Annotated in this window: 23 protein-coding genes; 19 read left to right on the top strand and 4 right to left on the bottom strand. The window is 63.7% G+C overall.

What is annotated here, in order from left to right; genetic code table 11:
* Positions 1 to 12: 12 nt before the first annotated feature.
* Positions 13 to 888: an acetyl-CoA carboxylase, carboxyltransferase subunit beta gene (gene accD / locus ACNPP0_RS09430; RefSeq protein WP_046802586.1), complete on the top strand. Its 876-nt coding sequence runs from the start codon at positions 13 to 15 to the stop codon at positions 886 to 888.
* A 233-nt stretch (positions 889 to 1121) separates the two neighbouring features.
* Complete coding sequence (locus tag ACNPP0_RS09425; protein ID WP_332610678.1) at positions 1122 to 1670, top strand: acyloxyacyl hydrolase; 549 nt, start codon at positions 1122 to 1124, stop codon at positions 1668 to 1670.
* A gap of 136 nt (positions 1671 to 1806) precedes the next feature.
* Here the strand turns inward: ACNPP0_RS09425 and ACNPP0_RS09420 are convergent, their stop codons facing one another.
* Positions 1807 to 4986 carry an Rne/Rng family ribonuclease gene (locus ACNPP0_RS09420; RefSeq protein ID WP_448705696.1) on the bottom strand — a complete coding sequence of 1060 codons (3180 nt, stop codon included), beginning with the start codon at positions 4984 to 4986 and terminating at the stop codon, positions 1807 to 1809.
* Between the two features lie 524 nt (positions 4987 to 5510).
* Between ACNPP0_RS09420 and ACNPP0_RS09415 the strand changes: the two genes are divergently transcribed.
* The 4 genes from ACNPP0_RS09415 to msrQ all read left to right on the top strand — a co-directional run bounded on the left by ACNPP0_RS09415 (position 5511) and on the right by msrQ (position 8875).
* The gene (locus ACNPP0_RS09415) at positions 5511 to 6473 is read left to right on the top strand and encodes an RluA family pseudouridine synthase (RefSeq protein WP_332610674.1); all 963 of its coding nucleotides are present in this window, start codon (positions 5511 to 5513) and stop codon (positions 6471 to 6473) included.
* A gap of 2 nt (positions 6474 to 6475) precedes the next feature.
* Positions 6476 to 7141, top strand: coding sequence for an HAD family hydrolase (locus ACNPP0_RS09410; protein WP_319309263.1), 666 nt, complete (start codon positions 6476 to 6478; stop codon positions 7139 to 7141).
* A gap of 112 nt (positions 7142 to 7253) precedes the next feature.
* Positions 7254 to 8216 carry a protein-methionine-sulfoxide reductase catalytic subunit MsrP gene (gene msrP / locus ACNPP0_RS09405; protein ID WP_448705695.1) on the top strand — a complete coding sequence of 321 codons (963 nt, stop codon included), beginning with the start codon at positions 7254 to 7256 and terminating at the stop codon, positions 8214 to 8216.
* A gap of 8 nt (positions 8217 to 8224) precedes the next feature.
* On the top strand, positions 8225 to 8875 hold the full coding sequence (msrQ, locus tag ACNPP0_RS09400; protein ID WP_448705694.1) for a protein-methionine-sulfoxide reductase heme-binding subunit MsrQ: 651 nt from the start codon (positions 8225 to 8227) through the stop codon (positions 8873 to 8875).
* Between the two features lie 5 nt (positions 8876 to 8880).
* Here the strand turns inward: msrQ and ACNPP0_RS09395 are convergent, their stop codons facing one another.
* From ACNPP0_RS09395 to ACNPP0_RS09385, 3 genes are read right to left on the bottom strand one after another with little or no spacing between them, the layout of a single operon-like run.
* Complete coding sequence (locus tag ACNPP0_RS09395) at positions 8881 to 9666, bottom strand: N-acetylmuramoyl-L-alanine amidase (RefSeq protein WP_332610671.1); 786 nt, start codon at positions 9664 to 9666, stop codon at positions 8881 to 8883.
* 3 nt (positions 9667 to 9669) lie between these two features.
* A complete protein-coding gene (locus tag ACNPP0_RS09390; RefSeq protein ID WP_448705693.1) occupies positions 9670 to 10380 on the bottom strand; it encodes an SAM-dependent methyltransferase in 711 nt (236 codons plus the stop codon).
* On the bottom strand, positions 10377 to 10979 hold the full coding sequence (locus tag ACNPP0_RS09385; RefSeq protein ID WP_332610669.1) for a Maf-like protein: 603 nt from the start codon (positions 10977 to 10979) through the stop codon (positions 10377 to 10379). The genes ACNPP0_RS09390 and ACNPP0_RS09385 overlap by 4 nt, the downstream gene beginning before the upstream one ends.
* Before the next feature lie 210 nt (positions 10980 to 11189).
* On the opposite strand from ACNPP0_RS09385, the gene ACNPP0_RS09380 reads away from it, so the two are divergent.
* The 13 genes from ACNPP0_RS09380 (at position 11190) to lepA (ending at position 24019) form a co-directional block, all read left to right on the top strand.
* Entirely contained in the window at positions 11190 to 11789 is a 600-nt protein-coding gene (locus ACNPP0_RS09380) for a YceD family protein (protein WP_448705692.1), read from the top strand.
* 52 nt (positions 11790 to 11841) lie between these two features.
* The gene (rpmF, locus tag ACNPP0_RS09375; RefSeq protein WP_006218037.1) at positions 11842 to 12024 is read left to right on the top strand and encodes a 50S ribosomal protein L32; all 183 of its coding nucleotides are present in this window, start codon (positions 11842 to 11844) and stop codon (positions 12022 to 12024) included.
* A gap of 59 nt (positions 12025 to 12083) precedes the next feature.
* Complete coding sequence (plsX, locus tag ACNPP0_RS09370) at positions 12084 to 13151, top strand: phosphate acyltransferase PlsX (protein ID WP_046802597.1); 1068 nt, start codon at positions 12084 to 12086, stop codon at positions 13149 to 13151.
* Complete coding sequence (locus tag ACNPP0_RS09365; RefSeq protein ID WP_046802598.1) at positions 13151 to 14137, top strand: beta-ketoacyl-ACP synthase III; 987 nt, start codon at positions 13151 to 13153, stop codon at positions 14135 to 14137. The genes plsX and ACNPP0_RS09365 overlap by 1 nt, the downstream gene beginning before the upstream one ends.
* Positions 14138 to 14231: 94 nt before the next feature.
* Positions 14232 to 15167 (top strand): ACP S-malonyltransferase, encoded by a 936-nt coding sequence (gene fabD / locus ACNPP0_RS09360; protein WP_448705691.1) that lies wholly within the window; start codon positions 14232 to 14234, stop codon positions 15165 to 15167.
* 4 nt (positions 15168 to 15171) lie between these two features.
* Positions 15172 to 15921: a 3-oxoacyl-ACP reductase FabG gene (gene fabG / locus ACNPP0_RS09355; RefSeq protein ID WP_332610664.1), complete on the top strand. Its 750-nt coding sequence runs from the start codon at positions 15172 to 15174 to the stop codon at positions 15919 to 15921.
* Positions 15922 to 16136: 215 nt separating this feature from the next.
* Positions 16137 to 16376 carry an acyl carrier protein gene (gene acpP / locus ACNPP0_RS09350; protein ID WP_003813816.1) on the top strand — a complete coding sequence of 80 codons (240 nt, stop codon included), beginning with the start codon at positions 16137 to 16139 and terminating at the stop codon, positions 16374 to 16376.
* Between the two features lie 185 nt (positions 16377 to 16561).
* On the top strand, positions 16562 to 17791 hold the full coding sequence (gene fabF, locus ACNPP0_RS09345; RefSeq protein WP_332610663.1) for a beta-ketoacyl-ACP synthase II: 1230 nt from the start codon (positions 16562 to 16564) through the stop codon (positions 17789 to 17791).
* Between the two features lie 486 nt (positions 17792 to 18277).
* The gene (gene rpoE, locus ACNPP0_RS09340; RefSeq protein WP_006223829.1) at positions 18278 to 18877 is read left to right on the top strand and encodes an RNA polymerase sigma factor RpoE; all 600 of its coding nucleotides are present in this window, start codon (positions 18278 to 18280) and stop codon (positions 18875 to 18877) included.
* Positions 18878 to 18889: 12 nt separating this feature from the next.
* On the top strand, positions 18890 to 19405 hold the full coding sequence (locus tag ACNPP0_RS09335) for a sigma-E factor negative regulatory protein (protein ID WP_050727851.1): 516 nt from the start codon (positions 18890 to 18892) through the stop codon (positions 19403 to 19405).
* Positions 19405 to 20475, top strand: a complete 1071-nt coding sequence (locus ACNPP0_RS09330; RefSeq protein WP_448705690.1) for a MucB/RseB family sigma factor regulatory protein — start codon at positions 19405 to 19407, stop codon at positions 20473 to 20475. Before ACNPP0_RS09335 ends, ACNPP0_RS09330 begins: the two co-directional genes overlap by 1 nt.
* A 115-nt stretch (positions 20476 to 20590) precedes the next feature.
* Positions 20591 to 21997 (top strand): DegQ family serine endoprotease, encoded by a 1407-nt coding sequence (locus tag ACNPP0_RS09325; protein ID WP_448705702.1) that lies wholly within the window; start codon positions 20591 to 20593, stop codon positions 21995 to 21997.
* Positions 21998 to 22225: 228 nt separating this feature from the next.
* A complete protein-coding gene (lepA, locus tag ACNPP0_RS09320; RefSeq protein WP_175129663.1) occupies positions 22226 to 24019 on the top strand; it encodes a translation elongation factor 4 in 1794 nt (597 codons plus the stop codon).
* Position 24020: the final 1 nt, after the last annotated feature.

Raw genomic sequence — 24020 nt, 5'->3', positions numbered from 1 at the left:
GATGAAAAATCAATGAGCTGGATCGAAAAACTCCTGCCTCCTCGCATCAATAAAACCAGCGACAGCGGCGCTCGCCGTGTTCCCGAAGGCCTGTGGGTGAAATGCCCGTCGTGCGAATCGGTGCTGTACAGCGAAGACTTGGCGGCCAATCTGCACGTGTGCCCCAAGTGCGATCACCACATGCGTATCGGCGCTCGCGCGCGAATTGATTCGCTGCTGGATATGGAAGGCCGGGTTGAAATTGGCCAGAACACGCGGTCCGTGGATTCGCTGAAGTTCAAGGACACCCGCAAGTACCCCGAGCGCCTGCAAGAGGCCGTCAAGCAAACCGGTGAATCGGATGCGCTGGTGGTCATGAGCGGTTCGATTCGCGGCGTGCCGGCCACCTTGGCCTGCTTTGAATTTGAATTCATGGGCGGTTCCATGGGCTCGGTGGTGGGCGAGCGCTTCGCGCGCGGCGCCCAGGCCGCCCTGGATAACAAGACGCCGTTCATCTGTGTCGCCGCTTCGGGTGGCGCGCGCATGCAGGAAAGCCTGCTGTCGCTGATGCAGATGGCCAAAACCAACGCCATGCTGACCCGCCTGTCGGCGGCCGGGCTGCCGTTCATCAGCGTGCTGACCGACCCCACCATGGGCGGCGTGTCGGCCAGTTTTGCGTTCATGGGCGATGTGGTCATTGCAGAGCCCAAGGCGCTGATCGGCTTTGCCGGCCCGCGCGTGATCGAGCAGACCGTGCGCGAAAAGCTGCCGGAAGGCTTCCAGCGCTCGGAGTTCCTGCTGCAAAAGGGCGCGATCGATATGGTGGTGGACCGCCGCCAACTGCGCGAGGAAATTGCGCGCTTGCTGGCGCTGCTGACCAACCAGCCGGCGGACGTCGTTACTGCTTGAGCAACGGGCTGCAATGAACGATGCCGCCTGAAGCTTATGGCTTGAGGCGGCATTTTTTGTGGCGCGGCAACCGCTTTGTGACGCCGCATACCGGATCTGGTTTCGATTGTGACGGCGCTTTTCGGAACAGTGTTTTCCACGGCAAATATGTTGCCTTATTGCGACAAGGTTCAAGCCACCTGGCCCGTATTTTGCTATGTTGCCGATTAGACCCAAATCTTCGGAGTTACCTCATGCTGTCGACTAAAAAGAAACTGCTCGCAAGCCTGGTTGGTTTGGCAATGGCGGGCGCCGCCACGTTGGCCAACGCCCAATCGTCGGAAGGTACGCAGGGTGGCGTGAGCATGCATTACGGCATCGGTGACCATTACCAGCGCATTACCCTGAACTACGAAACGCCTTCGGTCTGGACGCACCAGTTTGGTGGCAATTGGGGGCGCCTGGACCTCACGCCGGAATTGGGCGCCTCGTACTGGTGGGCGGATGGCTCGCGTTCCCCCGGCCATGTGTGGCAGCTCAATGCCATCCCGATGTTCCGTTGGTGGACCGGTGAGCGTTTCTACCTCGAAGCCGGTATTGGCGCGACGGTGTTCTCCAGCACGCGCTTCGCAGACGAAAACATCAGCACCGCCTTCCAGTTTGGCGACCACGTCGGCATGGGCTTTCTGCTGACGCCGAACAACCGAATCGGCGTGCGTTATTCGCACTTTTCCAACGCCAGCATCAAGCGCCCGAATCCGGGGCTGGATTTGGTGCAGCTGACCTACACGTACCAGTTCTAAACCGCTTTCCGGCAAGATCAGAAAACCCTCGTCATCGAGGGTTTTTTTTCGTCTGTTGATAGTGGGTGTGGTGGCGACGGACGAAAAAAAAGCCCCCGTCATGCGACGGAGGCTTTTTGGCGCTCTAGCTAGCGGCTTAGTGACGCGTTTCGACTTGAACCAGGGGTTCGTTCGAGACGGACGCAACCGGCTTGCGCTCGCGACCAAGGCGGGTCGGCGTATGCGCGGCGGCAATGCGCAGCTGGGTCTGGGCGTGGCGGTCCGGATCGGTTTCCACCCACTTCAAGCCAGCGGCGTTGACGACGTCATGCAAGGCCTGGGCCTTGGCCGACGGCGTCGCTGCCGGCACCACGATAGGCTGCGACACGGCAGGAGCTGCGGCAGCCGATGCTGCGGCAGCCGGAGCTGCGGCCGGGGCTTCAGCGGTCGGGGCTGCGCGTTCGACAACCGGAGCGGGCGCCGTCACGACGGGTTCCACCTCGGCGGCCTTCACCGGCGTTTCCGCCGGGGCTTGGGCCGGTTCAGCGGCTTGTACGGCAACCGGCTCGGTCACCGAAGCAGCCGTTTGCACGGGCTGGGCGACGGGTTCGGCAGCTTGTACGGCGGTCGGCTTGGCAGTCTCGGCAGAAGCGTCGACGGCGGCAGCTTGGGCCGGGGCCTGCACCGGAACCTGCACCGGAACCTGCACCGGGGCTTGAGCCGGGGTGTGGGCGGGCGCCTGGGCCTGGGTTTCCACCGGAGCCTGATCCGCGGTCTGAGCCGGTGCTTCGGCCTTGGCGGGCTGCGCTTCGACAGCTTGTGCTTCCGTTACCTTGGTGTCGACGGCTTGCGTCTGCACCGGGGCGGCAGGAGCCGTTTCTACAGGCGCTGCCGGGGGGGCGATGCCTTCAGCTTGATCGGCGGTGTCGTCGTCGGAACCGTCGTCCAGTTGCTCGTCGCTACCGGCCAGACCTGCTTCGTCCTGGCTGCGGCGGCCACGGCGGCTGCGGCGGCGGCGGCGCTTGCGTTCCGGATCGGCAGCGCCTTCGGCACCTTCGGCCAGCGGCATGCCATCGGCGGTTTGCTCAGCGGCGTCAAGGGTGTCCATCGACGGTTCGGCAGCGGGCTTGGTGGTGTCGGGCAGGGCGGTCGCAACGGACTGCGCCAGCGCGGCCACCATGCTTTCCTGTTCGCTCATCGGCGCGTCGGATTGGCCTTCTTCGCGGCGGTTGCGGCCACGGCCACGGCGGCGGTTACGACCGGCGCCGGTATCGTCACCATTGGCCAGTTCAGCCTGGTCGGGGCGGTTGGATGCCAGCACGGCTTGTGCTGTCTGGCCGTCGCGCTCGCCACGGCTGGTGCGATCGCCGCGTTCCTGGCGGTCGCCGCGTTCGCCTTCGCCACGGCGGTTGCCACGGGCGTGGTGGCGGCTGCCTTCGCCGCCCTCGGCGCCTTCACCGCGCGATTCGCCACGGCGATTGTTGCGGTTACGGTCCGAGCCATGGCGTTCGCCACGGCGCTCCTGGCCATCGTGGCCAGTTCGGCCCTTGCCACGGCCGGAGGCGGCGCGCTTGGCGCTGTCTTCCTGGGCGGTGGGGGCCGGCTTGGCGGCTTCGGAACCGCCGGTCAGCCAGCCGACCAGGCGCTTGAACAAGCCGCCCAGGCCGCCCGTTGCGGCTGCCGGTGCGGCGGGCGCAGCGGCGGGAGCGGCCGGCGTGGACGAAACCGGGGCCGGCTGCGAGGGCGTGATGCCCTTGACCAATGCTTCCGGGCGCGCCTTGATTTCGCTTTCGCGCGGTTGCCACGGCGCGTTCGTGGCGGGAGCTTCCACCAGTTCGAAACTGGTCTTCAGCTCTTCCAGACGCGGGTCGTCATGGCGCAGGCGTTCGATGTGGTGATGCGGCGTTTCCAGATGCTTGTTCGGGATCAGCATCAGGTTGACCTTCAAGCGGGCTTCCATCTTGGTGATGTCGGCGCGCTTTTCATTCAGAAGGTAGGTGGCAACATCCACCGGCACCTGGGCGTAGACCGCCGCGGTGTTTTCCTTCATGGCTTCTTCTTGCAGCAGGCGCAGCACGTGCAGGGCGCTGGATTCGGCATCGCGGATCACGCCGGTGCCGTTGCAGCGCGGGCAGGTGATGTGCGAGCCTTCGTTCAGGGCCGGGCGCAGGCGCTGACGCGACAGTTCCATCAGGCCAAAGCGCGAAATCTTGCCCATTTGCACGCGGGCACGGTCGAAATGGAGAGCATCGCGCAGGCGCTGTTCAACGGCGCGCTGGTTCTTGCTGTCTTCCATGTCGATGAAGTCAATGACGATCAGGCCGCCCAAGTCGCGCAAGCGCAACTGGCGGGCCACTTCGTCGGCCGCTTCGGAGTTCGTGCGCAGCGCGGTTTCCTCGATGTCGGCGCCGCGCGTGGAGCGGGCGGAGTTCACGTCAACGGAAACCAGTGCTTCGGTGTGGTCGATCACGATGGCGCCGCCGGACGGCAGTTGCACCGTGCGCGAATACGCCGTTTCAATCTGGTGTTCTATCTGGAAGCGCGAGAACAGCGGGATGTCGTCGCGGTAGCGTTTGACGCGCTGGACGTTGTCCGGCATCACCACGCTCATGAAGGCGGTGGCCTGATCGGCGATCTCGTCGGTATCGATCAGGATCTCGCCGATTTCGGGCGAGAAATAATCGCGGATGGCCCGGATGACAAGGCTGGATTCCAGGTAGATCAGGATCGGCGCGGAGTTGTCGCGGGCGGCGCCATCGATGGCGGTCCACAGCTGCAACAGGTAGGACAAGTCCCACTGGAGCTCTTCGACGTTGCGGCCGATGCCGGCGGTGCGGGCAATGATGCTCATGCCCTGGGGCAGCTCAAGCTGCTCCATCGTATCGCGCAGTTCCTGGCGATCTTCGCCCTCGACGCGGCGCGAAACGCCACCGCCACGGGGGTTGTTGGGCATCAGGACCAGGTAGCGGCCGGCCAGCGAGATGAACGTGGTCAGGGCTGCGCCCTTGTTGCCGCGTTCTTCTTTTTCGACCTGAACGATCAGTTCCTGGCCTTCGCGCAGCGCATCCTGGATGCGGGCGCTACGGACATCGACGCCTTCCTTGAAGAAGCTGCGAGCAACTTCCTTGAAGGGCAGAAAGCCGTGACGGTCTTCACCGTAGTTGACGAAGCAAGCTTCCAGGCCGGGTTCGATCCGGGTAATGACACCTTTGTAGATGTTGCCTTTGCGTTGTTCGCGGCCGGCGGTCTCGATGTCGAGGTCGATGAGTTTTTGCCCATCAACGATAGCGACGCGTAATTCTTCCTGATGCGTCGCATTGAACAGCATGCGCTTCATGAGAGGGTTTCTCCGTTGTCATGACGCGCCGATATCGGCGCGTGACCTCGGGTCACTCGGGCTGCGGCTGAAGCGGGCAAGAAATGCGGACCGTACCTGGGCGGCGCCCAGGCGTATCCGCCGCGGGTCAGGCGGGCACGTCGTGCCGTGGGGCACGGGGTTCTGTCAGCAGGAGGGTCAGCTTCACTGAATGTGGTTTGACGGAAAAATTGCTGTGAACGGCAGTTGCGGTCGGATTGGTTGCCTACACGCAGCTGGTGCTTTAAATATGCGACGATTCTTGCAGTGCTTCAGAGCCGCTTGCGGCATGCAACGGACCTGCTGGGACAGCGGGCAAAGTGAATGCCACACCACTATCCGGCAGGGCGCGGTTGCGCCGGCGACCAAGAGACCCAGGGGTTGAATCAGCAGGCAGTACAATAGCGGCCCGCGCGCTCGACGGAGTTGCGTACTTGTTTGCATCTCTACGCCAGGCGGCTAGTTCAGCCCCTTAAGGCTGTCCCGATTATATGTCGCTTTCCGCAATGCGCAAAGAAACTTCCTCCCCCATATCCCCCTCTAAAGCCGCCCCCGCCGTTCGCATGGTGGAGGTCGATGGCGAACACGCCGGCCAGCGTCTGGACAACTTCCTGATGCGCTTGTGCAAGGGCGTCCCCAAGACCCACATCTACAAGGCCATCCGTGGCGGCGAGGTGCGCGTAAACAAGGGACGCATCTCGGTCGACTATCGCATCGTGGCCGGCGACATCGTCCGCATTCCGCCCTTGCGCCTGCCCGATCCGGGTAAGCCGCGTCCGGTGCCGGGCGCCGAGTTCCCCGTGGTGTTCGAAGACGATGCGCTGTTGGTGGTGGACAAGCCTGCCGGGGTGGCGGTGCATGGCGGCAGCGGGGTGTCGTTCGGCGTCATCGAGCAACTGCGCGCCGCGCGGCCTGATGCCAAGTTCCTGGAACTGGTGCATCGCCTGGACCGCGAGACGTCCGGGCTGCTGATGGTGGCCAAGAAACGCAGCGCCTTGCTGGCGCTGCACGCGATGCTGCGCGAAGGCAAGGGCGACAAGCACTATCTGGCCCTGGTCGAGGGCGATTGGGTGAATGACCGCCAGCACATCAAGCTGGGCCTGTCCAAATGGACGACGCAATCCGGCGAGCGGCGCGTTAAGGTCGACCCGGACGGCCAGGCCGCGCACACCATCATCACGCTCAAGCAGCGTTTCGGCGGTTACAGTCTGGTTGACGCGGAACTGCGCACCGGTCGGACTCATCAAATCCGGGTGCACCTGGCGGCCAGCGGCTTTCCCATTGTGGGGGATGACAAATACGGGCATGACGACGTGCGCGCGGAATTTTCGCGCAAGGGTTTTGGTCGGATGTTCCTGCATGCTCATCAATTGACCCTGGCCCACCCGGTCACGGGCGAACCCATGACCCTGACCGCCGAGCTGCCACCCGCCTGCCAAAAAATACTGAAACAACTGGAGTCGGTCTGATTATGTCGTCGTATTCGCTGGTCGTTTTTGACTGGGATGGCACCCTGATGGATTCCACGCACAGCATCGTGGCCGCCATCCAAGGCGCCTGCCGGGACCTGGAATTGGCGGTGCCGTCGGCGTCCGAAGCCAGTTGGGTGATCGGTCTGTCTCTGGAAAGCGCCTTGCGTCGTGCCGTGCCGGAGCTGACCCAGGCGATGATGCCGCGCTTTCTTGAGCGCTACCGCACCCACTACCTGCTGCGCGATCCCGAACTGCGCCTGTTCGACGGCATTCCCGAGCTTTTGCAGACCCTGGCGGACCAGAACGTGCGCCTGGCGGTGGCCACCGGCAAAAGCCGGGTGGGCTTGACCCGCGCACTGGCGGCCACGGGCCTGGGCCCGCTGTTTGATGCCACCCGCACGGCGGACGAAACCTTCAGCAAGCCGCATCCCGCCATGTTGCATGAGCTGATGCAGGAACTGGACGTGGACCCCGCCCGTGTGGTGATGGTGGGCGACACCTCGCACGATCTTCAGATGGCGGTCAATGCAGGCGTGCACGGGCTGGGTGTGACCTATGGCGCGCATACCATGAAGGAGCTTCAGGGTTGTGCGCCGCAAGCGGTGCTGGATAGCGTGCCGCTGGTGCGCGAATGGCTGCTGCCCCGGGTGTCGGCCGGCGCCTGATCCGGGAAAGATCGCACGCGGGGAGCGCCGCGGCGGAATATCATGGGGCGGCGCAACGTCTATGACCTGTACCCGGCGGCTACGGCCGACGATCGCTGAACCGGAGACCACGATGTTGATACGCAAGCCCCACGATGTTCTTCCGTCCGAAATCACGGACGAAGCGGTCTGGCGTTCGCGCCGCGACCTCATGTTGCGCGCGGGGCTCACGGCCGCGGCCGTGGGGCTGCCAGGCTGGGCCGCGCGTAGCGCGTTTGCCCAAGACGCCGGCACGTTGGCCGGCAAGCCCAACGGTTCGCTCAGTGTCATGGACAAGCAGACCTCGCTTGCCGACATCACGTCCTACAACAACTACTACGAATTCGGTGTCGACAAGGGCGACCCTGCCGCCAATGCCGGCAAGCTGAAGACGCGTCCGTGGACCGTCAGCGTCGAAGGCGAGGTAGGCAAGCCGCGCACGTTCTCCATCGACGACCTGCTGAAGCTGGCGCCCATGGAAGAACGGGTCTACCGGCTGCGCTGTGTCGAAGGCTGGTCGATGGTGATTCCCTGGGTGGGCTATTCGGTATCCGAATTGCTTAAACAGGTAGAACCGACCGGCAATGCCAAATACGTGGAATTCGTCACGGCAGTGCAGCGCGAGAACATGCCCGGCGTGCGCGCCGCGATCCTGGAATGGCCTTACGTCGAGGCGTTGCGCATCGACGAGGCCATGAACCCCTTGGCCATGCTGGTATTCGGCGTCTACGGCAAAGTGCTGCCTAACCAGAACGGTGCGCCGCTGCGTCTGGCCGTGCCCTGGAAGTATGGCTTCAAGTCGGCCAAGTCGCTGGTCAAGATCCGCCTGGTGGAAAAAATGCCGGAGTCTTCCTGGATCAAGGCGGCGCCGCAGGAGTACGGCTTCTACGCCAACGTGAACCCGAACGTGCCGCATCCGCGCTGGAGCCAGGCCACCGAGCGCCGCATCGGCGAAGACGGCCTGTTCAGTCCCAAGCGCAAGACGCTGATGTTCAACGGCTATGGCGAACAGGTGGCATCGCTCTATCAGGGTATGGATCTGAAGGCGAATTACTGAATAACACCATGTCCGAGGTTTCCACCCGGCGCGCTGCCGCAACGCGCGCCAAGACGCAGCTTTCCGCCAAGACCATCGGGCGCTTCAAGCCGCTCCTGTTCCTGCTGGGTCTGGCGCCGTTCGCGCGCTGGGTGTGGTTGGGGCTGAACAATGGGTTGACCGCCAACCCGGTCGAATTCCTGACTCGTTCGTCGGGCACATGGACGCTGGTCTGCCTGCTGGTAACGCTGTCGATCACGCCGCTGCGCCTCCTGACCGGACAGCCCGCCTTGGTGCGCGTGCGTCGCATGTGCGGCCTGTTCGCATTTTTCTATGGCGCCATGCACTTCATGGCCTGGGTCTGGTGGGATCGTGGGTTGGACCCCGCCGCGATGTTGCAGGATATCGGCGAGCGCCCCTTCATCACGATGGGTTTCGCGGCCTTTGTGCTGATGACGGCGCTGGCGGCAACGTCTACCCAGTGGGCAATGCGCCGCCTGGGCAAACGCTGGCAGCAATTGCATCGCGCCGTTTATGCGATCGGTCTGCTGGCGGTGCTGCATTTCTGGTGGCACAAGGCAGGCAAGAACGACTTGACCCAACCGGCCTTGTACGCCGGCGTGCTGGCGCTGCTGCTGGGCTGGCGCATCGTGGCGTGGTGGCGCCGCCGCGCGCGCTGACGCGCCTACAGCATCGCGAGCATGATCGCGGCGGTTTCCAGGTCAGGCTGGCCGTCGTGCAACGCGGGCCGGTAGTGCATCTGGAATGCGGCCAGCGTATTGATCGTGGCGGGGTCCAGCTTGCCCTCCTGCCCACAGGCATAGCCCAGGCGCTGCAACTGCTTCTGAAACCACGCCACGTCGGGCAAGCCTTGCGCCTGCAACCGAGCCAGGTGCTGCGCCGCGCCGGCCTCGTCGTACCAGCGCCCGATACCGGCCGCCGCGAGGGCCTTCCAGGGAAACAGCGGGCCGGGATCGACTTTGCGCTGCGGCGCGATGTCGCTATGCCCCACGACGTTTTCCGGCGCGACACCGTGGCGTTGGATCAGATCGCGCAGCAGGATCGTCAGCGCCCGCACCTGGCGGTCGTTGTAGGCGTGCCAGACCGGCTTGCCGTTCTGGCCTTCGGTCCAGCCCGGGTTGACGATTTCGATACCGATCGACGTGCTGTTCATGGCGATGTTGCCGTACCAGGAGCTGGCCCCGGCGTGCCAAGCGGCACGATTTTCATCCACCAGGCGGTAGGCGCGGCCGGCGTCGTTGATCAAGTAGTGCGAACTGACCTTGCCCTGCGATAGCAGCTTGAGCGAGGTAGCGTCATCCACGGTGGTGTAGTGCAGCACGATGCTGCGTACGCGGCTGGCCTGGCCGACGGCGGTGATGGAGGTGTCCAGGTCCAGGCCGGCAGGGCCGCGCGTGGCGCAGCCGGCCAGCACTGCGGTGGCCAGCAGGGTGGCGATCAGGCGAAACATGAGTCAGCGGGCCAGATAAAGGAAAAGCGTGGGCAGCTTGTCGAGTTGAGGGGCCGGCAGTTTCTTCCAGTCGGCGACGGTATGCGTGACGACCCATTCGTCCGCGGTGGTGACCGACCGGGCCACGCACAGCTTGGTGTCGCCTTTCAGCGTGGCCAGCAGGGTAGAGAACATGGCGGCGTTGCGATAGGGCGTTTCGATCAGCAACTGCGTCTGGTTGTGCTTGGCGGAGTGCTGCTCCCAGGCTTTCAACTGCTTGGCGCGCTCGGCCGAGTCCACCGGGGCGTAGCCGTGGAAGGCAAAGCGCTGGCCGTCCAGCCCACTGGCCATCAGGCCCAGCAGGATGGACGACGGGCCCACCCACGGCTTGACCGTGATGCCCAGGCGGTGTGCGGCGTCCACGACTTTTGCGCCAGGGTCCGCGACGGCGGGGCAGCCGGCTTCGGACACCAAGCCGATCTCGGCGCCGTGCTTGACGGGTGTGAGCCAGACGTTGATCTGCCCGGCGTCAATTTTGTCCGTCAGGGTGTGAATCGTGATTTCCTGCAGCGGGCGGGTCGTGCCGATCAACTTGAGAAAGGCGCGCGCCGTCTTGGCGTTTTCGGCGATGTAGGTGTCCAGCCGTCCGGCCAGCGCACGCACGTCGGTCGGCAGCCAGCGTTCGGGTGGGGCGTCGCCCAGGCCGACGGGAATCAGGTGCAGGGCGCCGCTCATGCGGGCGCGCCCGGTGCGTCCAGCGGATCCAGGCCGAACTGCGCCAGCATGCGCGTCAGCGCGATCAGCGGCAGCCCGATAATGGCGGTCGGATCATCGCTCTGGATGCTTTCCATCAATGCAATACCCAGGCTTTCCGCCTTGGCGCTGCCTGCGGTATCGTAGGGTTCTTCGGCGCGCAGATAGGCGTCGATGGCGCGGTCCGACAGCTGGCGAAAGTGGCAACGCGTGACGATGTCTGCTTTCTCGATACGCTGGCCGTCCGTAACCGCCAGTGCGCTATGAAATTTCACGATTTGGCCCGACAGGGCGCGCAGTTGCTCCTTCGCGCGGGGGAAGTCGCCCGGTTTTCCGATAGGCTGGCCGTTGATGGTCGCCACCTGATCAGACCCGATGATGATGCTGCCCGGATGGTTCGCCGCCACAGCCATGGCCTTGGCCACCGAGAGCCGCAGGGCCAGCGCTTCGGGCGTTTCGCCGGGTTGTGGCGTTTCGTCCACATCGGGAGAAACGGCGGTAAAGGGCAAGCGCAGGCGCGATAGCAATTCTTTGCGGTATGGCGAGCTGGAAGCGAGGATCAGGCTAGGCTTTGAAGGCATGCGGTATTTGACGTTAAAGCGTAAGTCGCAGTATTATCTAACGTTTTGCGGGATTTTTGCAGCGCAAAGGCGCAAGGTCCGTCTCTGAACGCTGCGGCCTGAGTGCGGTGGCCTGAGAGTGGCCTGAGTGCAGTGGCCTTAGTGCGGTGGCCTGAGAGTGGCCTTGGTGCAGTGGCCTTAGTGCGGTGGAATCTCGCAAATGCAAAGGATTTGATCATCAAGCGCATCGATGCATTCGCATTTGCCCATAGCGGCAAGCAAGCGCAAGGCACCATACCTCTTGTGCGGTTTACGCGCGCGGTTGAAGGGTTACCCGAACAACCGCCGGGCGATGCCGGGCTTGTGACGTGGTCTGTGCGCGGTGAGATTGGCAAGTCGGGGCTGTTGCTTGGCCGGCCGCTTCTGCATGTACACGTGCAGGCGAATCCGGTGCTGGTGTGCCAGCGGTGCAATGCGCCGTTCGTGTATCCGGTCGATAGCGAAGTCCTCTTGCAGCTGGTTCAGTCTGAAGCCGATCTTGACGATGGTTTTACCAACGGTGATGTCACCGACGGTCATTCCGCCGGCAGCGACGACGAAGACGAAGAAGGAAATGGTTTTGTGTCCAACCAACCCGAAAAGGTGGTGGGTTCACATCATTTTGATCTGCTGGCCCAGGTCGAAGATGAGCTCATTCTGAGCGTTCCGTATGTGCCCAAGCATGATGTATGCCCGGGCGCGCAGGCCAACGTCAGCGAAGTTCCTGAAGAACCCGCTGTCAAGCGTCCGTCGCCGTTTGCGGTGCTGGAACAACTGAAGCACAAAGATTGAGATCAACATCGGGCCGCATCGCGTACAATGCGCCCCGTTTCTAGGAGTCATCATGGCCGTTCAACAAAACAAGAAGTCCCCCTCCAAGCGCGGTATGCACCGTTCGCACGATTTTCTGGTTGCTCCGTCGACCGCTATCGAGCCGAACACCGGTGAAACGCACCTGCGCCACCACATCAGCCCCAACGGCTTCTATCGTGGCCGCAAGGTCCTGAAGACCAAGGCCGACGAATAAGGCCCCCGGGCCGAACTCGTACTCGGACCAATTCGGCTGAACGCTGATACCTGGCACCCGTGATACGCATCGCCATAGACTGTATGGGCGGAGACTTCGGTCTGCCCGTCACGATTCCGGCTGCGATCGAGTTCGCCCGGCAATTTCCGGATACCCGGCTATTGCTGGTCGGGCTTCCCGACGCGATCGAAGCGGCGCTCTCCGAGCACCGCGACGTTGCGCGTGATCGTATGGAAATCGTGGCGGCTTCTGAAGTCGTCACCATGGACGACCCGGTCGAGGTCGCCCTGCGCCGCAAAAAAGACTCCTCCATGCGCCTGGCCGCCCAGTCCGTCAAGGACGGGCGCGCCGACGCCTGCGTTTCCGCGGGCAACACCGGCGCATGGATGGCCATTTCACGCTACGTGCTCAAGACGCTGGACGGCATTGACCGGCCCGCTATCGCCACGTCCATTCCCAACCAGACGGGCCGCGCCACCACGGTGCTGGACCTGGGTGCGAATGTGGACTGCACGGCCGAGCACCTTCTGCAATTCGCCATCATGGGCGCCGCGCTGTCACAGGCCGTCGACCACCGTGAAAGCCCGACCGTGGGCTTGCTCAACATCGGCGAAGAAGTCATCAAGGGCAATGAAGTCGTCAAGGAAGCCGCCGAGCTCCTGCGCGGCAGCCCGCTGAATTTCTACGGCAACGTGGAAGGCAACGACATCTTCAAGGGCACGGTCGACGTCGTGGTCTGCGACGGCTTTGTCGGCAATGTCGTGCTCAAGTCCGTCGAAGGGCTTGCGAAGATGCTGTCCAGCATCATCCACGAAGAGTTCAAACGCAATATCTTCACGTTGCTGGCCGGCGCCATCGCCAAGCCGGTGCTGAACCGTTTGCGCAATCGCGTCGACAACCGTCGTTATAACGGCGCCGCGTTGTTGGGTTTGCGCGGCGTGGTCATCAAGAGCCACGGTTCGGCGGATGTCTACGCCTACGGATTTGCGTTGCAACGAGCCCGCGAAGCCGTAGTGAGTAAACTGCTGGAGCGCACCGCTCAGACGGTCGCTCAGATTACCAAGCGCGTTCAGTCGGAAGAGGGCGCCGCAACGCCTCCCGCGAACGTGGCTGGGGACACCGCTTGATGGATACCGCAATGAAATATTCCGCGATCGCGGGCACCGGCAGCTTCTTGCCGGAACGCGTGGTTTCGAATGACGAACTGGCAGCGGAACTGGCGACGCGCGACATCGCCACGTCCGATGAATGGATCGTCGAGCGCACCGGCATCCGCCAGCGCCATCTTGCCGAGCGTGGCGTCACGACCAGCCAACTCGCCACGGAAGCATCGCGCCGCGCGTTGGCCGATGCGGGCGTGGACGCCTCCGAAGTCGACCTCATCATCGTCGCGACCTCCACCCCCGATTTCGTGTTTCCCAGCACGGCCTGCCTGGTGCAAGCCAACCTGGGCGCCAAGGGATCGGCGGCGTTCGACGTCCAGGCCGTGTGCAGCGGCTTCGTGTACGCGCTGACCACCGCCGACAGCTTCGTGCGCGCCGGCCGCGCCCGTTGCGCGCTGGTGATCGGCGCTGAAGTGTTTTCGCGCATTCTTGACTGGAACGACCGCAGCACGTGCGTGTTGTTCGGCGACGGCGCGGGCGCTGTGGTGCTCAAGGCCTCCGACGAGCCCGGCATCATGGCCGCGCAGTTGCATGCCGACGGCAGCCAGATGAAGATCCTCAGCGCCGCGGGCAACGTGGCCTACGGCGACGTCACCGGCGACCCCTTCTTGCGCATGGATGGGCAAGCGGTGTTCAAGCAGGCCGTCACCGTGCTGGATCGCTCGGCGCGCGACACCTGCGCCGAAGCCGGTATCGAGGTTGCCGACGTCGACTGGCTGATTCCTCACCAGGCCAACGTGCGCATCTTGAACTTCCTGGCACGCAAGCTTGCCGTGCCGGTCGAGAAAGTCGTCATCACCGTTGATAGCCACGCCAATACCTCCGCGGCCAGCGTGCCGCTGGCACTGGATGCCGCGCGCCGTGATGGCCGCGTCAAGCCCGGCCAGCTCATCCTGATGCAAGGCGTGGGCGGTGGATTCACCTGGGGCTCGGTACTCGCTCGCATGTAAGTGCGCGCCCCGGCGGATGGCGCATCGCGCGCCGCCGCCGCGAGGGCACGCCTGACATCCCACACAGATACTGAATCAATCCAACCGGTCAATCATGAAAATTGCTTTTGTCTTTCCCGGCCAAGGGTCGCAAGCTGTCGGCATGCTGGATGCCTGGTCGGGCGTCGCTGCCGTCACGGATACCGTGGCTCGTGCTTCCGAAGCGCTGGGCCAGGACCTGGGCGCGCTGATCGCGCAAGGTCCGGTGGAACAGCTGAACCTGACCACGAACACGCAGCCCGCCATGTTGACGGCCGGCGTGGCGTTCTACGCCGCCTGGATCGCCGCGGGTGGCCGCCAGCCGGACGTCGTCGCCGGCCACAGCCTGGGCGAATATGCCGCGCTGACCGCCGCCGGTTCGCTGGCGCTTGAAGATGCCGTGCGCCTGGTTCGCGTGCGCGCCGATGCCATGCAGGCCGCCGTGCCGGTGGGTACGGGCGCCATGGCCGCCATCCTGGGTCTGGACGACGACGCGGTGCGCAACGCCTGCGCCGCCGCCGCCCAGGGCGAAGTCGTCGAAGCCGTGAATTTCAACGCGCCCGCACAAGTCGTGATCGCCGGCCACAAGGCCGCTGTCGAACGCGCCTGCGAACTCGCCAAGGCCGCCGGCGCCAAGCGCGCGCTGCTGCTGCCGGTGTCCGCGCCTTTCCACTCCAGCCTGCTCAAGCCCGCCGCTGACGTGCTGGCCGGCGCACTGGCAAACGCCGCCGTGTCCGCACCGCAGATGCAGGTCATCAACAACGTTGACGTGGCCTCGCCCACGGAACCGGCCGCTATCCGCGATGCGCTGGTGCGTCAGGCATGGCACCCCGTGCGTTGGGTTGAAACCCTGCGCGCCATGAAGGCGCAAGGCGTCACACACGTTATCGAATGCGGTCCCGGCAAAGTGTTGGCCGGGCTGACCAAGCGTATCGACCCCGAACTTACCGGCCTGGCCATTACCGATCCCGCTTCGCTTGAAGCCGCGTTGGCCGTCGTTAACGGAAATTAAAGACATGGACAACTCGATCGAACTGCAAGGCAAGATCGCGCTGGTGACCGGCGCCACGCGCGGGATCGGCCGCGCCATTGCCCAGGAATTGGCCTCGCGCGGCGCAACCGTTGTCGGTACCGCTACGTCCGAGTCGGGCGCGGCCGCCATTACCGAAGCGCTGGCGGCGTTTGGCGGCCGAGGTGTGGTCCTGAACGTGACTGACGCCGAAGCCTGCGACGCGCTGATTGACGCGCTGGGCAAGGAAGGCGGCGGTCCGCACATCCTTGTCAATAACGCCGGCATCACGCGCGACACCCTGGCGATGCGCATGAAGGACGACGATTGGTCGGCCGTGCTGGATACCAACTTGACGTCGGTGTTCCGCCTGTCGCGTGCCGTGTTGCGCAGCATGATGAAGGCCCGCTGGGGACGCATCATCAATGTCACGTCGGTCGTGGGTTCCAGCGGCAACGCGGGCCAGGCCAACTACGCCGCCGCCAAGGCTGGCGTGTCGGGCATGTCACGTGCTCTGGCTCGTGAGTTGGGTAGCCGCAACATCACCGTGAACTGCGTCGCGCCGGGTTTCATCGACACCGACATGACGCGCGCGCTGGCTGAGAGCCAGACCACGGCGCTGCTGCAACAGATTCCGCTGGGTCGTTTGGGCTCGCCCGAAGACATCGCCCATGCGGTGGCCTTTTTGTCCGGGCCGCAAGCGGGTTACATTACCGGCACCACCCTGCACGTCAACGGCGGGATGTACATGCAATAAATCACGAATTGCGCGCCAGGCGGCTCAGGCCGTCGCGCCCATGCCGGGCAACCGGCACCAGGCAGCGCGCAGTTCAACCGGAAACGCCGCATACCGATATTCCTGTGCCCTTGGGCGACAGAACCAGTGCGCGGTGTTATTTTTGTCACGGCCAGGCGTTGCTTTCCTCTACGCTTGGCTATAATTCGCGGGATTTTTCCCAATTGGAGATCTGCATGGAAAGCATCGAACAGCGCGTCAAGAAGATCGTCGCTGAACAACTTGGCGTTAACGAAGCCGAGATCAAGAACGAATCCTCCTTCCTTGACGACCTCGGTGCCGATTCGCTCGACATGGTCGAACTGGTCATGGCGCTCGAAGACGAATTCGAGACCGAGATCCCCGACGAAGAGGCCGAAAAGATCACGACCGTGCAACAAGCGATTGACTACATCAATTCGCACGGTAAGCAGTAAGCTCAACCTATATCGTTCCGGTTGCCCGACCTTCGGGCCCAGCCGGGAAACGGGGCGGTTTCAGGAATTTGCCGTGTGGTCCGCGTGCGGGAAGGGCGTTGTAATGCCCGACCCGCTTTCGCGCGGGCCACACGTGCAGCGCATCCCGAAAGCCGCCTTTCTTTTGTCTGTTTGAGGAGTCATCCGTGAAGCGACGTGTCGTCATCACCGGCCTGGGTATTGTTTCTCCCGTTGGAAACGACCTGACCACCGCTTGGGACAATATCGTCAACGGACGTTCTGGCATCAGCCGCATCACCCGTTTCGATCCCTCGGCCATCACCACGCACATTGCTGGCGAAGTCAAAGACTTCGACATCAGCACCTATATCTCGAGCAAAGAAGCCCGCCAGATGGATACGTTCATCCATTACGGCCTGGCCGCGGGGATGCAGGCATGGCGTGATTGCGGTTTGGAAGTCACCGAAGCCAATGCCGAGCGCATTGGTGTCATCGTGGGTTCCGGCATCGGCGGTTTGCCGCGAATTGAAGAAACCCAGGTCGAATACATGGCCAAGGGTCCGCGGCGTATTTCGCCGTTCTTCGTGCCGGGTTCGCTGATCAACCTGATCTCCGGTCATTTGTCCATTGCCTATGGCATGAAGGGTCCCAGCTACGCCGTCGTCTCGGCCTGCACGACCGGTCTGCATTGCATCGGCGACGCAGCGCGCCTGATCGAATACGGCGACGCAGACGTCATGGTTGCAGGCGGTGCGGAATCGACCGTGTCGCCGCTGGGTATCGGCGGGTTTGCCGCCATGCGCGCCTTGTCGACCCGTAACGACGACCCGGAAACGGCATCGCGTCCCTGGGACCGCGACCGCGACGGATTCGTGCTGGGCGAGGGCGCCGGTGTTCTGGTCCTTGAAGAGTACGAGCACGCCAAGAAGCGCGGCGCGCGCATCTATGGCGAATTCGCCGGATACGGCATGAGCTCGGACGCGCACCACATCACGGCTCCGGACAAAGACGGCCCGCGTCGCGGCGTCATCAACGCGCTGCGCAACGGCGGCTTGAACGCGGACGACATCCAGTATGTCAACGCGCACGGCACGTCGACTCCCCTGGGCGACAAGAACGAAACCGACGCGCTGAAGCTGGCGTTCGGCGATCACGCCAAGAAACTGGTGGTGAATTCGACCAAGTCCATGACGGGCCACCTGCTGGGCGCGGCCGGCGGCATCGAAGCCGTGTTCACGACGTTGGCCGTGTACAACCAGGTTTCGCCTCCCACGATCAACATCTTCAATCAAGATCCGGAATGCGATCTGGATTACTGCGCGAACGAAGCGCGGCAGATGAAGATCGACGTCGGCCTGTCCAACTCGTTCGGCTTCGGCGGCACCAACGGCTCCATGGCCGTTCGCCGGGTCTGATTTGGAAGGCTCCGCGGCAGGACGCTGGTCGTTGCGGGTGCCCGTCGGGCGGCCGGCCAATGGCCATGTCCTGTGCGCAATGGCCGGCGCCGTCGCTGCGGCCTGCGCGTCTCTGGCAGCGTTTTGGCAAGGCATGGGCGGCTGGGCATGCCTTGCGCTGCTGCTTGTGCCGGCCGGGCTGTTACACTCGGCACGGAGCGGCCTGTCCCCGGTATCGGCGTTACGTACGGCAACCGGGGCGGGGCGTTGGCAGGTGCGTCAGCCGCAAGGCTGGCAAGACGCGCGGTTGCTGGATCAGCAGCGCGGCCCCCGCTGGCTTACGCTCACTTTGCAGCTTTTGCCCACCGGGAGTACGGTCTTTACAAATAGCACAATCACCCTCACCGTCTGGCAGCGGACGTTGCAACCCGAGTCCTGGCGGCGTCTATGCCTGCTAACGGGCACGGCGCAACGAGCCCCGTCGGCGGCACGCCCGCAGGAGGCGTCATGAGCGAACGCGAAGTCGACGCGGAGTTGGTCGCGCGCGTTCAACGAGGCGATAAAAAGGCGTTCGATCTACTGGTGCTGAAGTACCAGCGCAAGATCCTGCGCCTGCTGGCCCGGATGATCCGCGACCCGTCGGAAATCGAAGACGTGGCCCAGGAAGCTTTCATCAAGGCGTATCGAGCCTTGCCGCAGTTCCGCGGCGAAAGCGCCTTCTACACCTGGTTGTATCGTATCGCCATCAACACGGCGCGCAACTGGCTGGCCTCGCAAGGCCGGCGGCCCAGCGCGCCCAATGCGATAGAAACGGAAGACGGTGAAACTTTTAACGAAACCGACAACCTAACCGATATAAGCACGCCGGAATCCATGGTCGCCAGCCGCGAAATCGCCGAGACGGTGAACGCGGCAATCGAGGAATTGCCCGAAGAATTGCGCACCGCAATTGTCCTGCGTGAAATCGAAGGTATGAGTTACGAAGACATCGCCCAGAGCATGGACTGCCCTATTGGTACGGTGCGCTCCCGCATTTTTCGTGCGCGTGAAGCCATTGCAACCAAATTGCGTCCATTGCTTGGCACCGATGCCGAGCGTCGCTGGTAAGGAGTGGCAGTCATGCAAACAGCAGCCAAGTCCGTTGAAATCGCCGAGTCCTCCTGGGAGGAATCGGTTTCCGCCTGGATGGACGGAGAAGATTCCGACGATATTCTTCCCAGTCTGTTGTCCAAGGAAGGACGTCAGACCTGGGACACCTATCATTTGATCGGTGATTCCCTGCGCAATGCCGATCTGGCATTGACGCCTAGCGCCGCGTTCCAATCGCGATTGGCGCGCGCGTTGGACGCGGAGCTGCCGATTGTGGCGGCGCCCCGGCGCCGCTCGCCGTTGCGGGTTGGTCTGTCCGGCCTGGCCGTGGCGGCCGCGGTTGCCACCGTTGCCTGGGTAGCGCAGCCTTACCTGACCGGCACGCCGGCCACGGAAGTGCGTGTGCTGGCCGATGCCAGCGGCACGCCTGCCTCCGCCACCGCCGCCGATGACGCCGGCCTGCGCGACTACCTTGAGGCCCATCGCCAGATGGCGGGTCCCAGCGCGGTGCGTCAAGTGTCGTTCGACGTCGGAGCAGGACGTTGATGGCGCTGGCGTTACCGACACGTTGGCCGCGCGCAGGTTCCTGGCATGCCCATCGCGCGGGATGGTTCGCCGCTACGCTTCTGACCGCTTTCCTGTCCGCCCATGAGCCGGCGCGTGCCGCCGACGCCGCCCCGGCCACGGACGATGTGGTCCAACTGCTGACCCGCATTCAGCAGGCCGCGCGCAAGCAGGATTACGCGGGCGTCTTCATGTATCAACAAGGCGAGATGATTCAGTCATCGCGCCTGGTGCACGTGCTTGACGGCACCGGCGAGCGCGAGCGCCTTGAGATCCTGGACGGCCAGCCGCGCGAATATCTGCGTCACAACGACGACGTGCAATGCCTGATCCCGGAACGCAAGACGGTGCTGATCGAGCGCCGTCGTGGCGACCGCTTTCCCGGCCTGCTGCTGGGCGACCCCGCCAATCTTTCCGAACACTACAAAATCCGCACCGAGTCCAAGCTGCATCGGGTGGCGGGCCGCGAATGCCGCCTGATCACGATCGAACCGCTGGACAAGCTGCGTTACGGCTACCGCCTGTGCGCCGACGTTGAAACGAATTTGCTGCTGAAGGCGCAAACGCTCAATGCAGCCCGGGGCGTGGTTGAGCAGGTGTCGTTCACGTCGCTGCGCCTGGGTTCCGAGGTGGACCCGCAACAGCTCAGTTCCCGCTGGAGCACGCGCGACTGGAAGGTGCTGGAGCCCTCGATGACCCCGGTGGACCTGATGGCCCAGGGGTGGCGCATTCCCGCGCCCAAGGGCTTCAAGGTCATCATGCAGGTGGCGCGGTCAATGGGCCGGGGCGCAACGGTCAGCCAGATGGTGCTGTCCGATGGCCTGGCGGCCATCTCGGTGTTTATCGAACCTTATGACAGTGAGCGCGGGCATCATCCGCCGCCGGGGCCCGCGCAGCGTGGCTCCATCACGGTGTATGGCACGCGCATTGCTGATTTCTGGCTGACGGCCGTGGGCGAGGTGCCCGTAGCCACGCTTGAACAGCTGGCGCAAGCGACCGAATACGTGCCGACCGCGGCAACGGCCGCACCGCCGGCCCCCACCCCCAAGTGACGCACGCCACAGCCGCAAGCAGCAAGCAGCAACTTCGGAGTAATTTATGAAAGCAATGACGGTGTCGAACGCTTTTTTCCGGCGCTTTGTGGTGGCCGTGGCGGCGGGCGTATTCATGTCCACTGCCTATGTGCCCGTTGCGACCGCGCAAACCCCGACGGTGGCGCTGCCCGACTTCACGGGCATTGTTGAAAAGGCGGACCCCGCGGTCGTGAACATCCGCACGACCGCCACCGTGCCGGTGCGAGGCCCTGGCCCCGGCGGCGGCAGCGATCCGTACGAATTGTTCCGCTGGTTCTTCGGCCCTGATCTTCAGCCGCCTGGCGGTGGGCAATCGCCCATGCCGCGCCAGCGTCCGCAGCCGCCCCAGCCCGAGGAACGCACCGTGCCGCGCGGCGTGGGTTCCGGCTTCTTCATTTCCACCGACGGCTATATCCTGACCAACAACCACGTGGTGGTTGACGCAACGGACATCTACGTCACGCTGACCGACGGCCGCGAGTTCAAGGCCAAGGTGATCGGTACCGACGAACGCACCGACGTGGCGCTCATCAAGATCGAAGCCAAAGACATGATCCCGCTGGTCATTGGCGACCCCAAGAAGTTGAAGAAGGGCCAATGGGTGCTGGCAATCGGCTCGCCGTTCGGACTGGATTCCACGGTGACCTCCGGCATTGTCAGCGCAATCGGCCGCGATACCGGCGAATACCTGCCCTTCATCCAGACCGACGTCGCCGTCAACCCGGGCAACTCGGGTGGGCCGCTGATCAACCTGGACGGCGAAGTGGTCGGCATCAATTCGCAGATCATCTCCCGTAGCGGTGGTTTCATGGGCATCTCGCTGGCCATCCCGATCGACGAAGCCATGCGCGTGGTTGACCAATTGCGCGCCACCGGCAAGGTCACGCGCGGACGCGTCGGCGTGCAGATCGGCGAAGTGGGCAAGGACGTGGCCGAAGCCATCGGCCTGCCCAAGGCCGAAGGCGCGCTGGTCAGCAGCGTGGAAGCCGAAGGCCCCGCCGAACAAGCGGGCGTGCAGCCGGGCGACGTGATCCTGAAGTTCAACAACGAGCCGATCAAGCGCTGGTCCGATCTGCCTCGTATCGTTGGCGAAACCAAGCCCGGCACGCGCGCTGACATGCAAGTGTGGCGCAAGGGCAAGAGCCTGACGCTGTCGGTCAAGGTGGGCGAGATCCCGACCGAGAAGGCGGCCGCCGCGAAGAAAGCGGCGCCGGCGCCCGAAGTGACCAACGCGCTGGGCCTGGGCGTGGTCGATGTGCCGGCCGATGTCCAGAAGAAGCTGCGGATCAAGGGCGGCGTCCAGGTGAAGGTTGCCGAGGGCGCGGCGGCCAAGGCCGGCCTGCAGGAAGGCGACATTGTGTTGGCTCTGAACGACACCGATGTCACTGGCGCCAAGCAGTTCGGCGAACTGGTGGCCAAGCTGGACAAGAGCCGTTCCGCCGGTTTGCTGGTCCGCCGTGGCGAGCAGACTCAGTGGGTCGCGGTGCCTGCATCGAAGTAAGGCAGCTTCGGCCGGTTGGACCGCCTTTTTACCCTGGGGCGGCCCACCGGCAGAAAAATTTGCCCAAGACCGGCTAAAATGGCTGGTTGCCGCAAGAGGGGGCGCTTGGGCGCCCCCTCGTTTTGCCCGGGTTTCGTCCCGTCAGCGCCCCTCTCGTCAGCCGTGTCCTCGCAGGCGGCGGCGTCTTCCGGCTTATTGCCGAGTGTTCCGTCCCTTATAATTTCAAGCATGCAGCATATTCGCAACTTCTCCATCATTGCCCACATCGATCATGGCAAATCGACCTTGGCCGATCGCTTGATCCAGCGCTGCGGCGGATTGGCGGATCGCGAAATGTCGGCGCAGGTGCTCGATTCCATGGAAATCGAACGCGAGCGCGGCATTACCATCAAGGCCCAGACCGCCGCCCTGCATTACAAGGCGAACGACGGCAAGGTCTACAACCTGAACCTGATCGACACCCCGGGGCACGTGGACTTCTCGTACGAAGTCAGCCGCTCGCTGTCGGCATGCGAAGGCGCGCTGCTGGTGGTGGATGCGTCGCAAGGCGTGGAAGCGCAAACGGTCGCCAACTGCTACACGGCCATCGAACTGGGCGTGGAAGTGGTGCCCGTCCTGAACAAGATGGACTTGCCCCAGGCCGACCCCGAGGGCGCGCGCCAGGAAGTGGAAGACGTCATCGGCATCGATGCATCGGAAGCTGTGCTGGCCAGCGCCAAGACGGGCATGGGCATTGACGAAATTCTGGAAACCATCGTGGCCCGCGTGCCGGCGCCCAAGGGCGACCCGGAAGCGCCGTTGCAAGCGCTGATTATCGACTCGTGGTTCGATAACTACGTGGGCGTGGTCATGCTGGTGCGCATCATCAATGGCGTGCTCAAGCCCAAGGACAAGATCCTGCTGATGGCGTCCGGCGCCACCCACCTGTGCGAGCAGACCGGTGTGTTCACGCCGAAGTCGCAGCAGCGCCCGCATCTGTCGGCGGGCGAGGTCGGCTTCATCATCGCCGGCATCAAGCAGCTGGAAGACGCCAAGGTCGGCGACACGGTCACGCTGGCCAACAAGCCCGCGCCGTCCGCGCTGCCCGGTTTCAAGGAAGTGAAGCCCCAGGTGTTCGCCGGGCTGTATCCGGTCGAAAGCTCTGAATACGACCAGCTGCGTGATTCGCTCGACAAGCTCAAGCTGAACGACGCCGCGCTGATGTTCGAACCCGAAGTCTCGCAAGCGCTGGGCTTTGGCTTCCGCTGCGGCTTCCTGGGCCTGCTGCACATGGAAATCGTGCAAGAGCGCCTGGAACGCGAATTCGACATGGACATCATCACGACCGCGCCGTCGGTGGTGTATGAAGTCGAGCAGCGCGATGGCTCCGTGATTACCGTGGAAAGCCCGTCGCGCATGCCCGAAGTGGGCAAGATCCAGGACATTCGCGAACCCATCGTGAAGGTCACGCTGTTCATGCCGCAGGACTATGTCGGGCCCGTGATGACGCTGTGCAATAACAAGCGCGGTTCGCAGGTCAACATGAGCTACCACGGCCGCCAGGTGCACCTGGTGTACGAGATTCCGCTGGCCGAAATCGTGCTGGATTTCTTCGACAAGCTGAAGTCGGTGTCGCGCGGCTACGCCTCGATGGACTACGAATTCCTGGAATACCGTTCGGCCGACGTCGTGCGTGTGGACCTGCTGATCAACAACGACCGCGTCGACGCGCTGGCCGTGATCGTCCACCGCAGCAACGCGCGCCATCGCGCCCGCGACGTCGTGACCCGCATGCGCGGGCTGATTCCGCGCCAGATGTTCGACGTAGTGATCCAGGCCGCGATCGGCGCCGAAATCATCGCCCGCGAAAACGTCAAGGCGTTGCGCAAGAACGTGCTGGCCAAGTGCTATGGCGGCGACATCTCGCGCAAGAAGAAGCTGCTTGAAAAGCAGAAGGCCGGCAAGAAGCGCATGAAGCAGGTGGGTAGCGTTGAGATTCCGCAGGAGGCGTTCCTGGCCATCCTGCAAGTGGAAGACAAGTAGA

Source organism: Achromobacter semiaridum, assembly GCF_053543755.1.
The sequence above is the reverse complement of the archived record's forward strand: the minus strand, read 5'-3'. Positions and strand labels throughout refer to the sequence as shown.

Excerpts from the sequence above, each read along its gene's own strand:
- ACNPP0_RS09335 (WP_050727851.1), top strand. The coding sequence starts at position 18,890 with ATGCAAACAGCAGCCAAGTCCGTTGAAATCGCCGAGTCCTCCTGGGAG.
- accD (WP_046802586.1), top strand. The coding sequence starts at position 13 with ATGAGCTGGATCGAAAAACTCCTGCCTCCTCGCATCAATAAAACCAGC.
- msrQ (WP_448705694.1), top strand. The coding sequence starts at position 8,225 with ATGTCCGAGGTTTCCACCCGGCGCGCTGCCGCAACGCGCGCCAAGACG.
- rpmF (WP_006218037.1), top strand. The coding sequence starts at position 11,842 with ATGGCCGTTCAACAAAACAAGAAGTCCCCCTCCAAGCGCGGTATGCAC.
- acpP (WP_003813816.1), top strand. The coding sequence starts at position 16,137 with ATGGAAAGCATCGAACAGCGCGTCAAGAAGATCGTCGCTGAACAACTT.
- ACNPP0_RS09330 (WP_448705690.1), top strand. The coding sequence starts at position 19,405 with ATGGCGCTGGCGTTACCGACACGTTGGCCGCGCGCAGGTTCCTGGCAT.
- msrP (WP_448705695.1), top strand. The coding sequence starts at position 7,254 with ATGTTGATACGCAAGCCCCACGATGTTCTTCCGTCCGAAATCACGGAC.
- ACNPP0_RS09425 (WP_332610678.1), top strand. The coding sequence starts at position 1,122 with ATGCTGTCGACTAAAAAGAAACTGCTCGCAAGCCTGGTTGGTTTGGCA.
- ACNPP0_RS09415 (WP_332610674.1), top strand. The coding sequence starts at position 5,511 with ATGCGCAAAGAAACTTCCTCCCCCATATCCCCCTCTAAAGCCGCCCCC.
- fabD (WP_448705691.1), top strand. The coding sequence starts at position 14,232 with ATGAAAATTGCTTTTGTCTTTCCCGGCCAAGGGTCGCAAGCTGTCGGC.
- lepA (WP_175129663.1), top strand. The coding sequence starts at position 22,226 with ATGCAGCATATTCGCAACTTCTCCATCATTGCCCACATCGATCATGGC.
- ACNPP0_RS09420 (WP_448705696.1), bottom strand. The coding sequence starts at position 4,986 with ATGAAGCGCATGCTGTTCAATGCGACGCATCAGGAAGAATTACGCGTC.
- ACNPP0_RS09365 (WP_046802598.1), top strand. The coding sequence starts at position 13,151 with ATGGATACCGCAATGAAATATTCCGCGATCGCGGGCACCGGCAGCTTC.
- ACNPP0_RS09390 (WP_448705693.1), bottom strand. The coding sequence starts at position 10,380 with ATGAGCGGCGCCCTGCACCTGATTCCCGTCGGCCTGGGCGACGCCCCA.
- ACNPP0_RS09395 (WP_332610671.1), bottom strand. The coding sequence starts at position 9,666 with ATGTTTCGCCTGATCGCCACCCTGCTGGCCACCGCAGTGCTGGCCGGC.
- ACNPP0_RS09385 (WP_332610669.1), bottom strand. The coding sequence starts at position 10,979 with ATGCCTTCAAAGCCTAGCCTGATCCTCGCTTCCAGCTCGCCATACCGC.
- rpoE (WP_006223829.1), top strand. The coding sequence starts at position 18,278 with ATGAGCGAACGCGAAGTCGACGCGGAGTTGGTCGCGCGCGTTCAACGA.
- fabG (WP_332610664.1), top strand. The coding sequence starts at position 15,172 with ATGGACAACTCGATCGAACTGCAAGGCAAGATCGCGCTGGTGACCGGC.
- ACNPP0_RS09325 (WP_448705702.1), top strand. The coding sequence starts at position 20,591 with ATGTCCACTGCCTATGTGCCCGTTGCGACCGCGCAAACCCCGACGGTG.
- ACNPP0_RS09410 (WP_319309263.1), top strand. The coding sequence starts at position 6,476 with ATGTCGTCGTATTCGCTGGTCGTTTTTGACTGGGATGGCACCCTGATG.